Here is a 15,013-nt window from a genome sequence, read left to right as displayed (position 1 = left end):
AATGCGCGGCAGGTGTCGGCGGGCACCGGTACTGCCAGGATGGCCCGATGCCGTACGACATCGATCCGCGTCTGCTCCGCGCGTTCACCGCCGTCGCCGACGAGCTGCACTTCACCCGCGCCGCCGCCCGACTGTACGTCGCCCAGCAGGCCCTGAGCCGCGACATCCGCCGGCTGGAGCGGGAGTTGGGCGCCACGCTGTTCGTGCGGAGCACCCGCCGGGTCGCGCTGACGGCGGACGGGGAGCGGCTGCTGCCGTACGCGCGGCGGGTGTTGACCGCGCAGGACGAGCTGGCCGTCGCGTTCCGGCCGGTCCCCGAGCGGCCGCTGTTGGTCGATGTCGGGGTTCCCATCGGTACCGCCCACGGGGTGCTGGAGGCGGCCAGGGGCCGGGTGCCGGACAGCTGTGAGCTGGTCGCCCGCTTCCACAGCGGGCTGACGGGTGCGGCGGCCGAGGTGGCGGCCGGGCGGCTCGATGTCTCCTTCGGCCGGATCGCGGCGCTGCCGGCGGGCGTGCGGGCCGGTCTCGACCATCAGCCGGTCCGGCTGGAGCCGATGGCGGTACTGCTGCGCGACGATCATCCGCTGGCCGCACGGTCCGCCGTCCCGCTCGCGGAGCTGGCCGGCGAGACGCTCTATGCGGCCGCCGGCAATCCGCAGACCGCGGAGTGGACGGACCTGGCCGAGCGGCTCTTCGCGGGGCGCGGCATCGCGATGGCCGAGCCGTTCCCGGAGATCGAGGGCTCGCAGGAGTTCGTACGGGTGGTGCGCAAGCGGGGGTGGTCGGTGCTGGCGAGCGTGGAGTTCATCGAGGTGCCGGGGATGGTGCTGCGGCCGATCGTGGATCCCGTACCGCTGTCGCCCATATCGATGGTGTGGCGGCGCGGGCTGCGGCATCCGGGGCTCGAAGCGCTGCGGGCGGCCGCACGGGAACTGGGCGAGCGGCACGCCTGGTCGGCGCTGCCGGGGAGCGCATGGTGGCTTCCGGAGGCGGACGCGCGGGTGATGGGGGTGCGCGGGTGACGGCCCGGCGCTGATCGACGTACGGAAGAAGGTACGGCCGCACAGGCAACCTCGGGCACGCGAAAGCTTTCCTTAACGGCAGGGACTCGTGTGTCGAACGAACAGGGGGAGTTGTGCAACGGCGTTCACGTCTTGCGGTGGTGGCGGCCGCGCTGACCATATCCGTCATGGCGGGCCTGGCCCTGACGGGCTGTGGCTCACCGCGGATGGCGGCACTGCACGCCAACTGCACGACCAAGGGCCTGCGGTGGAAGCTCACCGTCCTGAAGAGGAAGCCGCACACCAAGAACCGCGAGGCCCGGCTGTCCGTCGTCAACACGGGCTCGGGCCCGTGTGTGTTCCGCGGCTTCCCGGTCGTCGAGGTCCACCTCGGCAAGGCGACCCAGTCCGATGGCGAAGGCCATGGCCGGGCCCTGCCGATAGACCTGCGGCGCGGCGGGAAGATCACGACCGGCCTGCGCTACAGGGACTGTCCCAAGGACGCGCCGTTGAGCGACCCCATGGCCGTCACCAACGACCTCGCCGTGGTGTCCGCGCCGCACGACTACCCGGGCCGGCGGGCGGTCGCGGCACGGGACGAGGCGGGCAAGCGCCTGTCGATGTATATCTGCGCGGAAAAGATATGGATGGATCCGCCACGGGAAGCGGCGGAGTAGCCCCGGTTACGGGGCTGTTGTGGCGGCGGCGCTGCGTGCGGCGAACGAGGTGAACGAGGCCCAGGCGCCCGGCGAGAAGTCGAGGTGCGGGCCCTGGGGGTCCTTGGAGTCGCGAACGTGGATGGTGGTGGGGTGGGCGGCCACCTCTACGCAGGCGCCGCCTTCGCTGCCGCTGTGGCTGGACTTGCGCCAGGTGTAGGCGACTTCGAGGCAGTTGCCGCCTTCTTCGGTGCTGTAGCTGGCTTTGAACCACGTCAGGTCGGTCATTGCTCTCCTAGCAGCCGGTCCAACAGGCCCCTCGTTTCGGAGTCGCTGAGAGCCTGCATTCGCAGCATTCCATACTTCTGGACCAGAGCGCTGACCTCATCCGGATCGGAAATCAGCTGACTGCCGCGGTGCGACTCTGTGTAAACCAGCCGCTGGTAGTCAGGTGTTTCGAGGATCACGAATGGACCCGAGACCCCGGCGTGACTCTCGCGGTCCAGGGGGAGAACTTGAATCGAAACGCCAGGTTGGTCTGCGCAGTCACGCAGATGATGGATCTGCCGCTGCATAACGTCGCGACCCCCCAGGCGGCCGAGCAGGACTGCCTCGAAGAGGATGAAGCTGGCGCACATAGGCTGCTTGCGGCGCAGCACTGATTGACGCTCTGTGCGTGCGGCCACGCGCCGTTCGGTCTCCTCCTCTCCGAGCGGCAGTACCGTGCAGCGAAATGTGGCATGTGCGTACTCCTCGGTCTGCAACAGCCCGGGGATGACCACGGTTTCGTACGTGGAGAGGGTGATCGCCTCCCGCTCATGGGCCATGAAGTCCTCCGCCCAGATCGGATACTTCTCCTTCGGCGGCAGTTTCGCCACCCCCGCCGCCAGCGCCCCGCCGGTGTTCAGGAGTTGGTCGAACTCGGTAGCCAGATGCGGCATCAGGGCCCGCCTGCCCTGTTCGATGGAGGCGATGGTCTCCTCGGATGCGGTGGTCCGTTCCCCGAGGCCGCGCTGGGTGAGGCCGGCGTTGATGCGGAACAGTGCCAGCTGCGCACCGATGACTTCCATTGCTGCGGAGTGCCGGTTCTTGGGCTTCATTCGCGGGTGCATGGCCTTCCACTCCCCGTACTTGGACGCCTGTGACCATGTGTGCGCCCGTACTCACCAGGAGTACGGGTTCACGTTACGAGGCAGCGTAGTTACGCAGTGCGACCGTCGCTGCGTGAACGCAAAGACTCAACTGACCGGCCTCGGGGCGAGGGACGTGTACTACAACCGTTGGACAGCTGTTGTACGCGGCGTTAATCTGCCCTGTATGGCAGCGACGATAGGGTTTCGGCCCACCGAAGAGGATGCGCGGATCATCAAGGACGCCATGCGCGGTGGCGAGGGCACCAGTGACGTGATCCGGCGTGCGCTGCGACTCCTGGAGCGCGAGGTATGGCTCTCCCGTGCCCGCAGCGACGCGGAACGCCTGGCCGATGAGGACCTGACAACGGAAGAGGACGCCTGGTGATCCGTGGCGCCGTCTACCGGATCGACTTCGGCGATGCGAAGCGTGGGCACGAGCAGCGAGGGCGCCGTTTTGGCCTGGTGCTGAGCCCGACATCCATGCCTTGGAGCGTCGCCACCGTTGTCCCGACGTCCACCAGCGCACAGCCCTCGGTGTTCCGGCCCGAGGTCGAACTGGCAGGGACCAGCACGAGGTTTCTGGTCGATCAGATTCGCACGGTCGATACCTCATTCATTCACGGCGATCCCATCCACTATCTCGACCGTGATGAACTCGCCGAAGTCGAACACGCTGTGACGCGTTACCTCGGTCTCTGACGAGAGCCGCCCGCCCCTCACCGCCCCCCGCCGCATCGCGTGAGTGCAAGGTTTCGTACGCGTCACCGGGCGGCACCGTATGGAAACCCGCCGTCCCTAGCGTCAGTGAGCAGGACCTGACCCCTTGGGAGGCGCGATGACGGCCGCGGCAGCAGATACCCGTAGCGAAAGCCCTGACGACACCCCTGCCGACGGCCGCCTGAGGCGGGGCGGCCGGTGGATCGATCACTGGGACCCCGAGGACGAGGGGTTCTGGCAGGAGTCGGGGGAGCGGATCGCGCGGCGGAATCTTGTGTTCTCCGTGCTCTCCGAGCACATCGGGTTCTCCGTCTGGAGCCTGTGGTCGGTGATGGTGCTGTTCATGGGGCCCGAGTACGGGGTCGATCCGGCCGGGAAGTTCTTCCTGGTGGCGATGCCGACGCTGGTGGGCGGGGTGCTGCGGGTGCCGTACACCTTCGCGGTGGCGCGGTTCGGCGGGCGTAACTGGACGGTGCTGAGCGCGCTGCTGCTGCTGGTGCCGACCGCGGTGGCGGCGGTGGTGATCGAGCCGGGCACCTCGTACACGACGTTCATGGTGGTCGCGGCGCTGGCGGGGGTCGGCGGCGGGAACTTCGCCTCGTCGATGACGAACATCAACTCCTTCTTTCCGCTGCGGAAGAAGGGCTATGCGCTGGGGCTGAACGCCGGCGGCGGCAACATCGGCGTGCCGGTGATCCAGCTGCTGGGGCTGCTGGTGATCGGGACGGCGGGGGCCGCGCATCCGCGGATCGTGCTGGCCGTGTACGTACCGCTGATCGTGATCGCGGCGGTGCTCGCGGCGCTGTTCATGGACAACCTCGGGCCGGTGACGAACGACACCGGGGCGGCCCGGGACGCGGCCAAGGAGCCGCACACCTGGGTGATGTCGCTGCTGTACATCGGCACGTTCGGGTCGTTCATCGGCTACAGCTTCGCGTTCGGTCTGGTGCTGCAGAACCAGTTCGCGCGCACGCCTCTCCAGGCGGCGTCGCTGACGTTCATCGGGCCGCTGCTGGGGTCGTTGATCCGGCCGGTCGGCGGGCGGCTGGCGGACCGGTTCGGCGGTGCCCGGATCACGTTGGGGAACTTCGCGGCGATGGGCCTGGCCACGGGGGTCGTCATTTACGCCTCGGTGGTGCGGTCGCTGCCGGTGTTCCTCGTCGGGTTCATCGCGCTGTTCGTGCTGACGGGGCTCGGCAACGGCTCCACGTACAAGATGATCCCGGGGATCTTCCAGGCCCAGGCGCTGCGGCGCGGGCTGGCGGGGGAGGAGGCCGCGGCGTACGGGCGGCGGCTGTCGGGGGCGGCGATGGGGCTGATCGGGGCGGTGGGCGCGCTCGGCGGGCTGGCCATCAACCTCGCCTTTCGCCAGTCGTTCCTGGTGGCCGGGTCGGGCACGCCGGCGTTTGTGTCGTTCCTGGTCTGCTACGTGGTGTGCGGCGCGGTGACCTGGGCCGTATACCTGCGGCCTGTGGCCCGCGCACGGCGTACGGCGCGGGTGGAGACGGGTGAGGCGGCCGCGGTCGGCGAGCGGCGGCCGGTTTACGCGGAGGTGTGAGGCGGCGGGGGCAGGTGCGGCGGCCGCGTCCGGGCCGCCGCACAGCCCTCGGCCCTCCGGCGCCGTAACCGTGGGGAAATACTGGAGGACCGGGCCTGTCACGTGCCGTTGGCACGGTGGGCACCTTGGCACTCCGTGCCGCCCGAGCCGCGGCGGTACGGGTGCAGGACGCGGCACAACCACTCTGGGCGGAGCGGGACCATGCACGATCACCAGCAGGAGCACGGCGGGCAGGAGCGGACGGAGCCGGGGACGGGACCGGCCGTCCGGCCGCTGGACGGGTTCACCGTCGGGGTCACCGCGGCCCGGCGGGCCGAGGAGCTGGGTGCGCTGCTGGAGCGGCGGGGCGCACAGGTGCTGCACGCGCCCGCGCTGCGCATCGTGCCGCTGCCGGACGACACCGAGCTGCTCGCGGTGACCCGGGACCTGATCGACCATGCCCCCGATGTCGTCGTGGCCACCACCGCCATCGGGTTCCGCGGCTGGGTCGAGGCCGCGGAGGGCTGGGGGCTGGGCGAGGCGCTGCTGGACCGGCTGACCGGGGTGGAGCTGCTGGCGCGCGGGCCGAAGGTGCGCGGCGCGATCCGGGCCGCCGGGCTGACCGAGAAGTGGTCACCGGCCTCCGAGTCGATGGCCGAGGTGCTGGACCGGCTGCTGGAGGAGGGCGTCTCCGGGCGCCGGGTGGCCCTTCAGCTGCACGGGGAGCCGCTGCCGGGGTTCGTGGAGGCGCTTCGGGCCGACGGCGCGGAGGTCGTCGGCGTCCCGGTGTACCGCTGGATGCCGCCGGAGGACATCGGGCCGGTCGACCGGCTGCTGGACGCGGTGGTCGCGGGCGGCCTGGACGCGGTGACCTTCACCAGCGCGCCGGCCGCGGCGTCGCTGCTGCGCCGGGCCGAGGAGCGCGGTATCCGGGAAGCGGTGGTGACGGCGCTGCGGCAGGAGGTGCTGCCGGTGTGCGTGGGGCCGGTGACCGCGCTGCCGCTGCAGGCCGAGGACATCCCCACGCTCCAGCCGGAGCGCTTCCGGCTGGGGCCGCTGGTGCAGTTGCTGTGCCGGGAACTGCCTGGCCGGGTACCGCCGTTGCCGGTGGCCGGGCGGCGGATGGAGATCCGCGGGCACGCCGCCGTGGTGGACGGCGCGCTGCGGCCGGTACCGCCGGCCGGGATGGCGCTGCTGCGTGCGCTGGCCCGCCGTCCCGGCTGGGTGGTCTCCCGCGCGGACCTGCTGCGCGCGCTGCCGGGCGCGGGCCGCGACGAGCATGCGGTGGAGACCGCGATGGCCCGGCTGCGGGTGGCGCTGGGCGCGCCCAAGCTGATCCAGACGGTCGTCAAGCGCGGGTACCGGCTGTCGCTCGACCCGCATGCGGACACCGACAAGTACGGCGGCGCGTAGGGCGTGTCCGAGGGATCGGGCCGGGCGGCTCAGGCCGGGTTGTTGACCCGGATCTTGGACTGGCCGTGCGGGCGCTTCTCCCAGTCGTCCATGAAGCGGGCCTCCAGCCCGTGCTTGCGGGCCAGTTGCAGCAGGGTGTCGGTCCGGTAGTAGAAGTCCTCGCGCAGCACCTGGTGTTCGGTGCCCTCGGTGCGGTCGAAGGTGAAGTCGAAGAAGCCGCCGGGGGCCAGGATCCGGCCGACATGGGCGAGGCATTCGTCGATGACGTCGAGCGGTGAGTGCGAGAAGACGCTGTGCGCGTGGACGACGTCGAAGTGGGCGGTCGGCAGGAACTCCAGCTTGAGGTCCTGGGTGATCGTCAAGTGCGGGAGTTTGTCCTGCAGTTCGTAGGTCGTCAGGGTGCGCTTCGCGGCTATCAGGATGTCCGGTGAGATGTCGATGCCGTAGTAGTTGCCGGTGTCCAGGTGGGCGATGAAGCGCCAGCCGGCGCGCAGATTGCCGCAGCCGATGTCCAGCATCCGGTGGCCGGGCTTCAGACCGTGTTCGGCCAGGTAGTCGAACTGCATCTCGCCCAGCGCCAGCCAGCGGTCGTGGCTGCGGCTGCCGACCGCGGCCTCGGGGTTGCGCCCGGTGTCGGAGGCCATCACCGCCCGGTAGTACGCGACATGGTCGGGGTGCTTGAGGCGCAGCCAGGTGTCGCGGGCGGTGCGCTTGACGTACGGGGTGATGCGGGCCGGGTTACGGACCGCGTAGCCGATCTTGTGGGTCAGGCTGGCGCGGTTCGTGAGCAGGGACTTGCGCGACATGGAGACCTTCGTCCTGGAGGGGCGGCGAGCGCTACGACAGGGGCGGCGCGGTGCGCAGGAGCCCGCGGCCCGCCCACGTCGCGGACTATACATCAGCTGTATACGCACAGCGTCTACTGCCCGTGTCTACGCATGGTGTCTACGGCGGACGCCCGTGCGGAGTGGCGGCCTCCGGAGGGTTCCGGCCGGCTCGTGCGCCGGGCACTCTGGGAGCACACGCGTTTGGTCCCTAAGGAGTGACAGGCACATGGCGGCGCCTTGCGACCTGCGGTTCGACTGCGGGCGGATCTGCCTGGACCTGGTGGCCACCACCGGCGGCGCCCCCGCCGAACGGCTCACCGGCCCCGAGCAGCTGTCGACCTGGCTGGCCGGAGCGGGTCTGGTGCCGCACGGCGCCCCGCTGGACGGCGTCGACGGCCGCTGGGTCGCCCGCTTCCGGGCGCTGCGCGAGCTGCTGCGCCGTGTGGTGCACGACGAACTGCGGGGCCGGGCGGCCGACGCCGACCTGGCGCTGCTCAACTCCGCCGCCGTGGCCGGAGCGCCGCCCGCCCTGCACGCGGTGCGTACCGCGGACGGCGCCCTGGCCGCCGCGCTCCCCGGCCCGCCCGACTGCGCCGGGCTGCTGGCCGCGGTGGCCCGGGACGCGGTCGGGCTGCTGACCGACACGGTGGCGCGGGGACAGCTGCGGCAGTGCGCGGGGGAGAACTGCTCCGTGGTCTATCTCGACACCTCGCGCGGCCGGCGCCGCCGCTGGTGCTCCAGCGAGGTGTGCGGCAACCGGGAGCGGGTGGCGCGGCACCGGAGACGCACCATGAGGCAAAGGGTGGAGGGCGGCGGCGCTCCCGTCGTCCCGGGCCCCGCGACCGCGGCAAAAAATATTTCGGCCGGCCGCTGAACATCCCGCCCGTCCCGTCCGTACTCCTCACCGCAAGTCCGATTCATGGCCCGGCCCCCGGTGATCTTGGGTGATCCGCGCTATCGACCCGGGAGTTGGAGTGCGTAAGGATGCCCTCGTGGCTGACCGGACGACACCTGATGAGGAGCTCATGCGAGCCCTCTACGACGAGCATGCGGGCCCGCTCCTCGCCTTCGTCCTGCGACTGGTGGCGGGCGACCGGCATCGCGCGGAGGACGTGGTGCAGGAGACGCTGGTGCGCGCCTGGCGCAACGCCGATCAACTGCTGCGCGCCACCGGCTCGATCCGTCCGTGGCTGGTGACGGTCGCCCGGCGGATCGTGATCGACGGACACCGCAGCCGCAAGGCCCGGCCGCAAGAGGTCGATGCGACGCCGCTGGAGACGATGCCCGCCGCCGATGTGATCGACCGGGCGCTGCGCCTGATGACGATCTCCGAGGCGCTGAGCGACCTGAGCCAGGCCCACCGAGAGGCCCTCGTCGAGACGTACTTCAAGGAACGTACGGTCAACGAGGCAGCGGAGGTGCTGCGCGTGCCGGCCGGGACCGTGCGGTCCCGGGTGTTCTACGCGCTGCGCTCCCTGAGGCTCTCGCTCGAGGAACGAGGAGTGACGGAGTGACCCCGCCCACGCAGCCGGACCGGCACACCGACGTCGGCGCCTACGCGCTGGGCGTCCTGGACGCCGCCGACGCGGAACGGTTCGAGGCGCATCTGGTCGGCTGTGACCGGTGCGCGGTCGAGCTTGAGGAACTGATGGGCCTGGCCCCGGCGCTGGCCGAGTTCAAGGAGTCCGCCGCCACCCCGGAGACGATCACCGCCGTCCCCGGCCCGGGGCTGCTGGACGGGCTGCTCGACGAGGTCGCCGCCACCCGCCGCGGCCGCGCCCGGCGCCGGCTGTTCCTCGTCGCCGCGGCCGTTGTGCTGATCGTCGGCGGACCGCTCGCCGCCGTCTCCCTGAAGGGCGACACACAGGACGCGCCGGCCCCGCCGCTGGCGAACGCCGTACGCGCCCAGTACGCCGAGGGCGAGAAGGTGAGCTCCGTCGACCCCGTCACCAAGGTCTCGGCGGGCGTCTCCATGGCGGCCCGCCCCTGGGGCACCCAGGTCGTCCTCGAACTCGCCAACGTCAAGGGGCCGCTCACCTGCGACCTGGTGGCCGTCGGCAAGGACGGCCGGCGGCAGACCGTCACCACCTGGGCGGTCCCCAAGGGTGGCTACGGCATCAAGGGCAGCAGCGCGAAGTGGAACCGCGAGCCCCTGTACGCGGCGGGCGGCGCGGCCCTCAACCGCGGAGACATTGATCACTTCGAGGTCAACACCCTGGAGGGCAAGCGACTGGCCACGGTGAACGTCTGAACCCAACGGTGAACGTCGGCCGGCGCAAGCCCGAAGTAAAGGTCTGAGTCGACATCCGACCGAACTCGCCCAACTTTGTCCCTATCACCAGGTGCGCATGGTGCCCGGTTCGCGTACGGTTGACGGCTGCCCTACGCACAGCAGAAGGGGACCTGGGTGGCCGCGCACAACGCCACGCACGCACCGGATCACACATCGGATTCCGTTCGCGAACGCGAGATCGACGCCGAGCAGACGCATCTGGACCGCGTCTACCGGCGCCTCGAGGAGAAGATCCACGAGGCAGAGTTTCTGATGGACGACGCCGCCAAGCGCGGCCAGGTCGGCACGCCCGGCGCACTCGCCGAGCGCGACGCCCAGGTCTTCCAGGCCGGCGTCCATCTCCACCGCCTGAATTCGGAGTACGAGGACTTCCTCTTCGGCCGGATCGACCTGCTCCTCGGCAAGGACGGAAAGAAGGGACCGGACGGCGCCTACACCTCCGTCGAACCCGCCGAGGGCGCCATCGAGGACGGCCGCGCCGCGATCGCCGAGACGCTGCACATCGGCCGTCTCGGCGTGCTCGACGCGGACTACTCCCCGCTGGTCATCGACTGGCGGGCGCCGGCCGCCGCGCCCTTCTACCGGGCCACCCCGGTCGCCCCGGGCCGGGTCGTACGCCGGCGGGTGATCCGCTCCAAGGGCCGTAAGGTCCTCGGCGTCGAGGACGATCTGATGCGTCCGGAGATCACCGCGACGCTGGACGGCCAGGAGCTGCCGGCGATCGGCGACGGCGCGCTGATGGCCGCGCTCGGCCGGGCCCGCAGCCACACCATGCGCGACATCGTGGCGTCCATCCAGGCCGAGCAGGACATGGTCATCAGGGCCCCCGCCGCGTCCGTCACCGAGGTCGAGGGCGGCCCCGGCACCGGCAAGACCGCGGTCGCCCTGCACCGCGCCGCCTACCTCCTCTACCAGGACCGGCGCCGCTACGCGGGCGGCATCCTGATCGTCTCCCCGACGCCGCTGCTGGTCGCCTACACCGAAGGCGTGCTGCCGTCCCTCGGCGAGGAGGGCCAGGTCGCCATCCGGGCGCTCGGCTCCCTGGTGGACGGCGCCGAGGCCACCGCGTACGACCCGCCGGCGGTGGCCCGCGTCAAGGGCTCCTCGCGCATGCAGAAGCTGCTGCGCAAGGCGGCCCGCGGGGCGCTGGAGCTGGCGGCGCCCGAGAGCTCCCCCACCCGGCTGCGCGTCGTCGCGTTCGGTGGCCGGATCGAGCTGGACGCCGACGAGCTGCGCGGCATCCGGCACAACGCGCTCGGCGGCACCGCACCGGTCAACCTGCTGCGCCCGCGCGCCCGCCGGCTGATCCTGGACGCCCTGTGGACCAAGTCGGGCGCCGCCCGCCGCTACACGGACCCCGAACTGGCCGCCGAGGCCCGTGAGGGCTTCGACGAGGACATCACCACCGAGACCGACTTCCAGGAATTCCTGGACGCCTGGTGGCCCGAGCTGACCCCGCGCGGGGTGCTGGCCGCGATGGCCGACGAACGCCGGCTGGGCCGCTGGGCGCGCCGGGTGCTCAACCCGCGTGAGGTGCGCCAACTGGCCCGCTCCCTGCGCCGGTTGGACGAGCGGGGGCACGGCCCGCTGTCGGTGCACGACGTCGCCCTGCTGGACGAGCTGCAGCTGATCCTCGGCGCCCCGATGCGCCCGGCCCGGCCGCGCGAGGCCGATCCGCTGGACCATCTGACCGGCCTGGAGGAGCTCTCGACCCACGCGGACCGCATGGGTGGCGGCCGCAGCCGCCGGGAGCGGCTGGAGGAGGAGCGCACCGACTACGCCCATGTCATCGTCGACGAGGCGCAGGATCTGACACCGATGCAGTGGCGGATGGTCGGCCGCCGCGGCCGGCACGCCACCTGGACCGTCGTCGGTGACCCGGCGCAGTCCTCGTGGTCCGACCCGGACGAGGCCGCCGTCGCCCGCGACGAGGCGCTCGGCACCCGCCCGCGCCGCCGTTTCACGCTCACCGTGAACTACCGCAACCCCGCGGAGATCGCCGAGCTGGCCGGCAAGGTGCTGGCGCTGGCGATGCCCGGAATGCAGTCGCCGAAGGCGGTCCGCTCCACGGGCCTGGAGCCGCGCTTCGCGCTCGCCGCGGACGGGGCCCGTGAGGGCCGGCCCGCCGACGACGCGGCGCTGGCCGAGGCCACGGTGGCGGAGGCCGAGCGGCTGCTGGGCGAGGTGGACGGCACGATCGGCGTCGTGGTGGCCATGAACCGCCGTGCACAGGCCCGCCGTTGGCTCGCCCCGCTGGGGGAGCGGGTGGTGGCGCTGGGCTCCCTGGAGGCCAAGGGGCTGGAGTACGACGCCACGGTGGTGGTCTCGCCGGCCGAGATCGCCGATGAGTCCCCGGCCGGCCTGCGGGTGCTGTACGTGGCGCTGACCCGCGCCACCCAGCAGCTGACCGTGCTGTCCGCCGAACGGGACGAGCCGGACGCGGCGGGGGTGCCCGACCTGCTGCGGGACTGAGCGCCGCGGGACCGACCGCCGTACGGGGGGTCTTGAAATCCGTGCCCCGGGACGGGATTCGCTTCGGGAGATGGTTTGTTAGCCTGGGTGACGGCACCGGCTCGATCCAAGCCCCCGGGCCCAACCATCGTCGCTACGAGCGACCACTTGCCGCGAGGCGAGCATGGCGGGTCGGTGCCGCCAGCATCTGCTGCGGGCGTCTCTCCTCCGGGAGAGGCGCCCGCAGCTGATTTCGCGTGGCGGAGCTCACGCCTGCGTCGGAGGGGTTCCACCTGTCCGATCGTCTCTCGTATGGTGGAAGTTGCTTTCCGAACATACCGCTTCCCGCGAACAAAACGTTCGCAATGCGGGGCGGCTACCGCGTACTCCGCGGTAGGTGCGACGATCGGACGGCAATCCAGCTACACGGTGAAAGCAGAGGAAGTCGGCCATGGCAACGGCGCCCAGCGTCTCCTACTCGATGACGGTCCGGCTGGAGGTGCCCGCGAGCGGAACCGCGGTCTCCCAGCTCACCACGGCCGTCGAGTCCCACGGAGGCTCGGTGACCGGCCTCGACGTCACCGCATCGGGACACGAGAAGCTCCGAATCGACGTCACCATCGCGGCGACCTCCACCGCCCACGCCGACGAGATCGTCGAGCAGCTGCGCAACATCGAGGGCGTCTCGCTCGGCAAGGTCTCCGACCGTACGTTCCTGATGCACCTCGGCGGCAAGATCGAGATGTCGTCGAAGCACCCCATCCGTAACCGTGACGACCTGTCGATGATCTACACCCCCGGTGTCGCCCGGGTCTGCCAGGCCATCGCCGACAACCCCGAGGACGCCCGCCGGCTGACGATCAAGCGCAACAGCGTCGCGGTCGTCACGGACGGCTCCGCGGTCCTCGGCCTGGGCAACATCGGCCCCAAGGCCGCACTGCCCGTCATGGAGGGCAAGGCGGCCCTCTTCAAGCGCTTCGCCGGCATCGACGCCTGGCCGATCTGCCTGGACACCCAGGACTCCGACGCGATCGTGGAGATCGTCAAGGCCATCGCCCCCGGCTTCGCGGGCATCAACCTGGAGGACATCTCCGCCCCCCGCTGCTTCGAGATCGAGGCGCGGTTGCGCGAGGCCCTGGACATTCCGGTCTTCCACGACGACCAGCACGGCACCGCCATCGTGGTGCTCGCCGCGCTCACCAACGCGCTGCGGGTCGTCGGCAAGAAGATCGAGGACGTCCGGGTCGTGATGTCCGGCGCCGGCGCGGCCGGTACCGCCATCCTCAAGCTGCTGATCGCGGCCGGTGTCCAGCACGCCGTCGTCGCCGACATCCACGGTGTGGTGCACGCCGGCCGCGCCGACCTGGTCGACGCCGACCCCGACTCCCCGCTGCGCTGGATCGCCGACAACACCAACCCCGAGGGCGTCACCGGCACCCTCAAGGAGGCCGTGGTCGGCGCGGACGTCTTCATCGGCGTCTCCGCGCCCAACGTCCTGGACGGCGACGATGTCGCGAAGATGGCCGACGGCGCGATCGTGTTCGCACTCGCCAACCCCGACCCCGAGGTCGACCCGGCGATCGCCCGGCAGACCGCCACCGTCGTGGCCACCGGCCGCTCCGACTTCCCGAACCAGATCAACAACGTCCTGGTGTTCCCCGGTGTCTTCCGCGGCCTGCTGGACGCCCACTCCCGTACGGTGAACACCGAGATGATGCTGGCCGCGGCCGGCGCCCTCGCGGACGTCGTCCTGGAGGACGAGGTCAACCCGAACTACATCATCCCCAGCGTCTTCAACGAGAAGGTCGCGGGCGCGGTGGCCGGTGCGGTCCGGGCGGCGGCCAAGGGCAGCGAGCCGGCTGTGACGGCCACCACGACGGTCTGAGTACGGCGCGTCGCTGGACACGCCGTCGTTGGGGCCCCCATAGGGTGGCGGACAGTAAGCACCGCCGCCCTGTGGGGCCGGCCCGGAGCGGGACTGACACAGAGCGTTACCACGAACGAGGCAGTGGCGCTTTTCGTGTGACCCTCCTGGGTGCCGGATTGGCTTTACCGCCGCAGGTGGGGGCAGGATGCGTAATCGGGCGCGAGGGTCTGGCACCAGACCCGGGTCCGGGGACTGTCCGAGGACCCTGGCAGCATCGGCTTCGATCTCACGCCTCATTGGCAAGAAGAACACGGGAGTACAAACATGAACCGCAGTGAGCTGGTGGCCGCTCTGGCCGATCGCGCCGAGGTGACCCGCAAGGACGCCGACGCCGTTCTGGCCGCCCTCGCCGAGGTGACCGGCGAGATCGTCGCCAAGGGCGACGAGAAGGTCACCATCCCCGGCTTCCTGACCTTCGAGCGCACCCACCGTGCCGCTCGCACCGCGCGCAACCCGCAGACCGGCGACCCGATCCAGATCCCGGCCGGCTACAGCGTGAAGGTCTCCGCGGGCTCCAAGCTCAAGGAAGCCGCCAAGGGTAAGTAAGACCCTCAGCACGGCGTTTTGACGGGGCGGCCATCCCTTCCAGGGGTGGCCGCCCCTTCGCGTGCCCACGGGCGGCTGTACGGCCGGTTCTGTGCGGCCGGGGGAGCTCCCACGGGTGAACGCAGGCGGCGGCCGCACAGGCCGCGGGATCGACGCCCAGGGCGCCGCGGCGGTCAGACGGCCGTCCGGGTGACACCGATGCGCACCTCGGCGCCCAATTCCCGCATAAATCCGGCCACTGTCGCCGGCCACTGGTGCGGCGTACGCGCAGCAGCGGACTTCCCCGTCGCACACGCAACTTCCGTGCGTCCACGTGCCCGCCGTGAGGGTGCTCGCCGTGCGCGAAGACCGCTCCGCGGGAGTCCAGGAGCGCCTGGGTGACCGACCCGCAGTCGGCCGGCAGCACCTCGCCGTCCGGCGGCAGTTGCAGCAGGGCCGTCTCCTCGCCGTCGGCGGTGCCGCGGGCGCTCTCCAGGATCCGGCGGACCGTGCCGCGTGAGACGCCGTGGGCG

16 protein-coding genes are annotated in these 15,013 nt (G+C 71.1%); 13 read left to right on the top strand and 3 right to left on the bottom strand.

From position 1 onward, the window contains the following. Nucleotides 1-47 precede the first annotated feature (47 nt). Both KI385_RS18055 and KI385_RS18050 read left to right on the top strand, forming a co-directional pair. Nucleotides 48-1,022: a LysR family transcriptional regulator gene (locus KI385_RS18055; RefSeq protein ID WP_238573211.1), complete on the top strand. Its 975-nt coding sequence runs from the start codon at nucleotides 48-50 to the stop codon at nucleotides 1,020-1,022. 113 nt (nucleotides 1,023-1,135) lie between these two features. After that, nucleotides 1,136-1,678, top strand: coding sequence for a DUF4232 domain-containing protein (locus KI385_RS18050; protein ID WP_238573210.1), 543 nt, complete (start codon nucleotides 1,136-1,138; stop codon nucleotides 1,676-1,678). Between the two features lie 6 nt (nucleotides 1,679-1,684). Here KI385_RS18050 and KI385_RS18045 read toward each other — a convergent pair whose 3' ends face one another. Beyond that, nucleotides 1,685-1,945, bottom strand: a complete 261-nt coding sequence (locus KI385_RS18045; RefSeq protein WP_238573209.1) for a DUF397 domain-containing protein — start codon at nucleotides 1,943-1,945, stop codon at nucleotides 1,685-1,687. After that, nucleotides 1,942-2,757, bottom strand: coding sequence for a helix-turn-helix domain-containing protein (locus tag KI385_RS18040; RefSeq protein ID WP_238573208.1), 816 nt, complete (start codon nucleotides 2,755-2,757; stop codon nucleotides 1,942-1,944). The genes KI385_RS18045 and KI385_RS18040 overlap by 4 nt, the downstream gene beginning before the upstream one ends. 217 nt (nucleotides 2,758-2,974) lie before the next feature. On the opposite strand from KI385_RS18040, the gene KI385_RS18035 reads away from it, so the two are divergent. The 4 genes from KI385_RS18035 (at nucleotide 2,975) to KI385_RS18020 (ending at nucleotide 6,457) form a co-directional block, all read left to right on the top strand. Then, nucleotides 2,975-3,175, top strand: a complete 201-nt coding sequence (locus KI385_RS18035; RefSeq protein WP_128506457.1) for a hypothetical protein — start codon at nucleotides 2,975-2,977, stop codon at nucleotides 3,173-3,175. Next, nucleotides 3,172-3,489: a type II toxin-antitoxin system PemK/MazF family toxin gene (locus tag KI385_RS18030; RefSeq protein ID WP_425356922.1), complete on the top strand. Its 318-nt coding sequence runs from the start codon at nucleotides 3,172-3,174 to the stop codon at nucleotides 3,487-3,489. The genes KI385_RS18035 and KI385_RS18030 overlap by 4 nt, the downstream gene beginning before the upstream one ends. A 136-nt stretch (nucleotides 3,490-3,625) precedes the next feature. Then, nucleotides 3,626-5,065, top strand: a complete 1,440-nt coding sequence (locus KI385_RS18025) for a nitrate/nitrite transporter (protein ID WP_238573207.1) — start codon at nucleotides 3,626-3,628, stop codon at nucleotides 5,063-5,065. A gap of 201 nt (nucleotides 5,066-5,266) precedes the next feature. Further along, the gene (locus KI385_RS18020) at nucleotides 5,267-6,457 is read left to right on the top strand and encodes a uroporphyrinogen-III synthase (RefSeq protein ID WP_238573206.1); all 1,191 of its coding nucleotides are present in this window, start codon (nucleotides 5,267-5,269) and stop codon (nucleotides 6,455-6,457) included. A 29-nt stretch (nucleotides 6,458-6,486) separates the two neighbouring features. Here the strand turns inward: KI385_RS18020 and KI385_RS18015 are convergent, their stop codons facing one another. Then, on the bottom strand, nucleotides 6,487-7,263 hold the full coding sequence (locus tag KI385_RS18015; protein WP_238573205.1) for a class I SAM-dependent methyltransferase: 777 nt from the start codon (nucleotides 7,261-7,263) through the stop codon (nucleotides 6,487-6,489). A gap of 247 nt (nucleotides 7,264-7,510) precedes the next feature. Here KI385_RS18015 and KI385_RS18010 point away from each other — a divergent pair, with 247 nt between their 5' ends. The 7 genes from KI385_RS18010 to KI385_RS17980 all read left to right on the top strand — a co-directional run bounded on the left by KI385_RS18010 (nucleotide 7,511) and on the right by KI385_RS17980 (nucleotide 15,000). Then, nucleotides 7,511-8,158, top strand: a complete 648-nt coding sequence (locus KI385_RS18010; RefSeq protein WP_238573204.1) for a CGNR zinc finger domain-containing protein — start codon at nucleotides 7,511-7,513, stop codon at nucleotides 8,156-8,158. 151 nt (nucleotides 8,159-8,309) lie between these two features. Next, nucleotides 8,310-8,798, top strand: coding sequence for a sigma-70 family RNA polymerase sigma factor (locus tag KI385_RS18005; protein WP_238577730.1), 489 nt, complete (start codon nucleotides 8,310-8,312; stop codon nucleotides 8,796-8,798). Continuing rightward, complete coding sequence (locus tag KI385_RS18000) at nucleotides 8,795-9,535, top strand: anti-sigma factor family protein (protein ID WP_238573203.1); 741 nt, start codon at nucleotides 8,795-8,797, stop codon at nucleotides 9,533-9,535. Before KI385_RS18005 ends, KI385_RS18000 begins: the two co-directional genes overlap by 4 nt. A gap of 156 nt (nucleotides 9,536-9,691) precedes the next feature. Then, a complete protein-coding gene (locus KI385_RS17995) occupies nucleotides 9,692-12,049 on the top strand; it encodes a HelD family protein (RefSeq protein WP_238573202.1) in 2,358 nt (785 codons plus the stop codon). Between the two features lie 430 nt (nucleotides 12,050-12,479). Beyond that, nucleotides 12,480-13,913, top strand: coding sequence for an NAD-dependent malic enzyme (locus KI385_RS17990; protein ID WP_238573201.1), 1,434 nt, complete (start codon nucleotides 12,480-12,482; stop codon nucleotides 13,911-13,913). Nucleotides 13,914-14,219: 306 nt separating this feature from the next. Continuing rightward, complete coding sequence (locus KI385_RS17985) at nucleotides 14,220-14,501, top strand: HU family DNA-binding protein (protein ID WP_030069353.1); 282 nt, start codon at nucleotides 14,220-14,222, stop codon at nucleotides 14,499-14,501. Nucleotides 14,502-14,838: 337 nt separating this feature from the next. Continuing rightward, on the top strand, nucleotides 14,839-15,000 hold the full coding sequence (locus KI385_RS17980) for a hypothetical protein (protein ID WP_238578099.1): 162 nt from the start codon (nucleotides 14,839-14,841) through the stop codon (nucleotides 14,998-15,000). Nucleotides 15,001-15,013: the final 13 nt, after the last annotated feature.

Origin of the sequence: Streptomyces inhibens (assembly GCF_022221585.1) — a bacterium.
GTDB lineage: Bacteria > Actinomycetota > Actinomycetes > Streptomycetales > Streptomycetaceae > Streptomyces > Streptomyces inhibens.
This window is presented reverse-complemented; position numbering and strand designations above follow the sequence as displayed.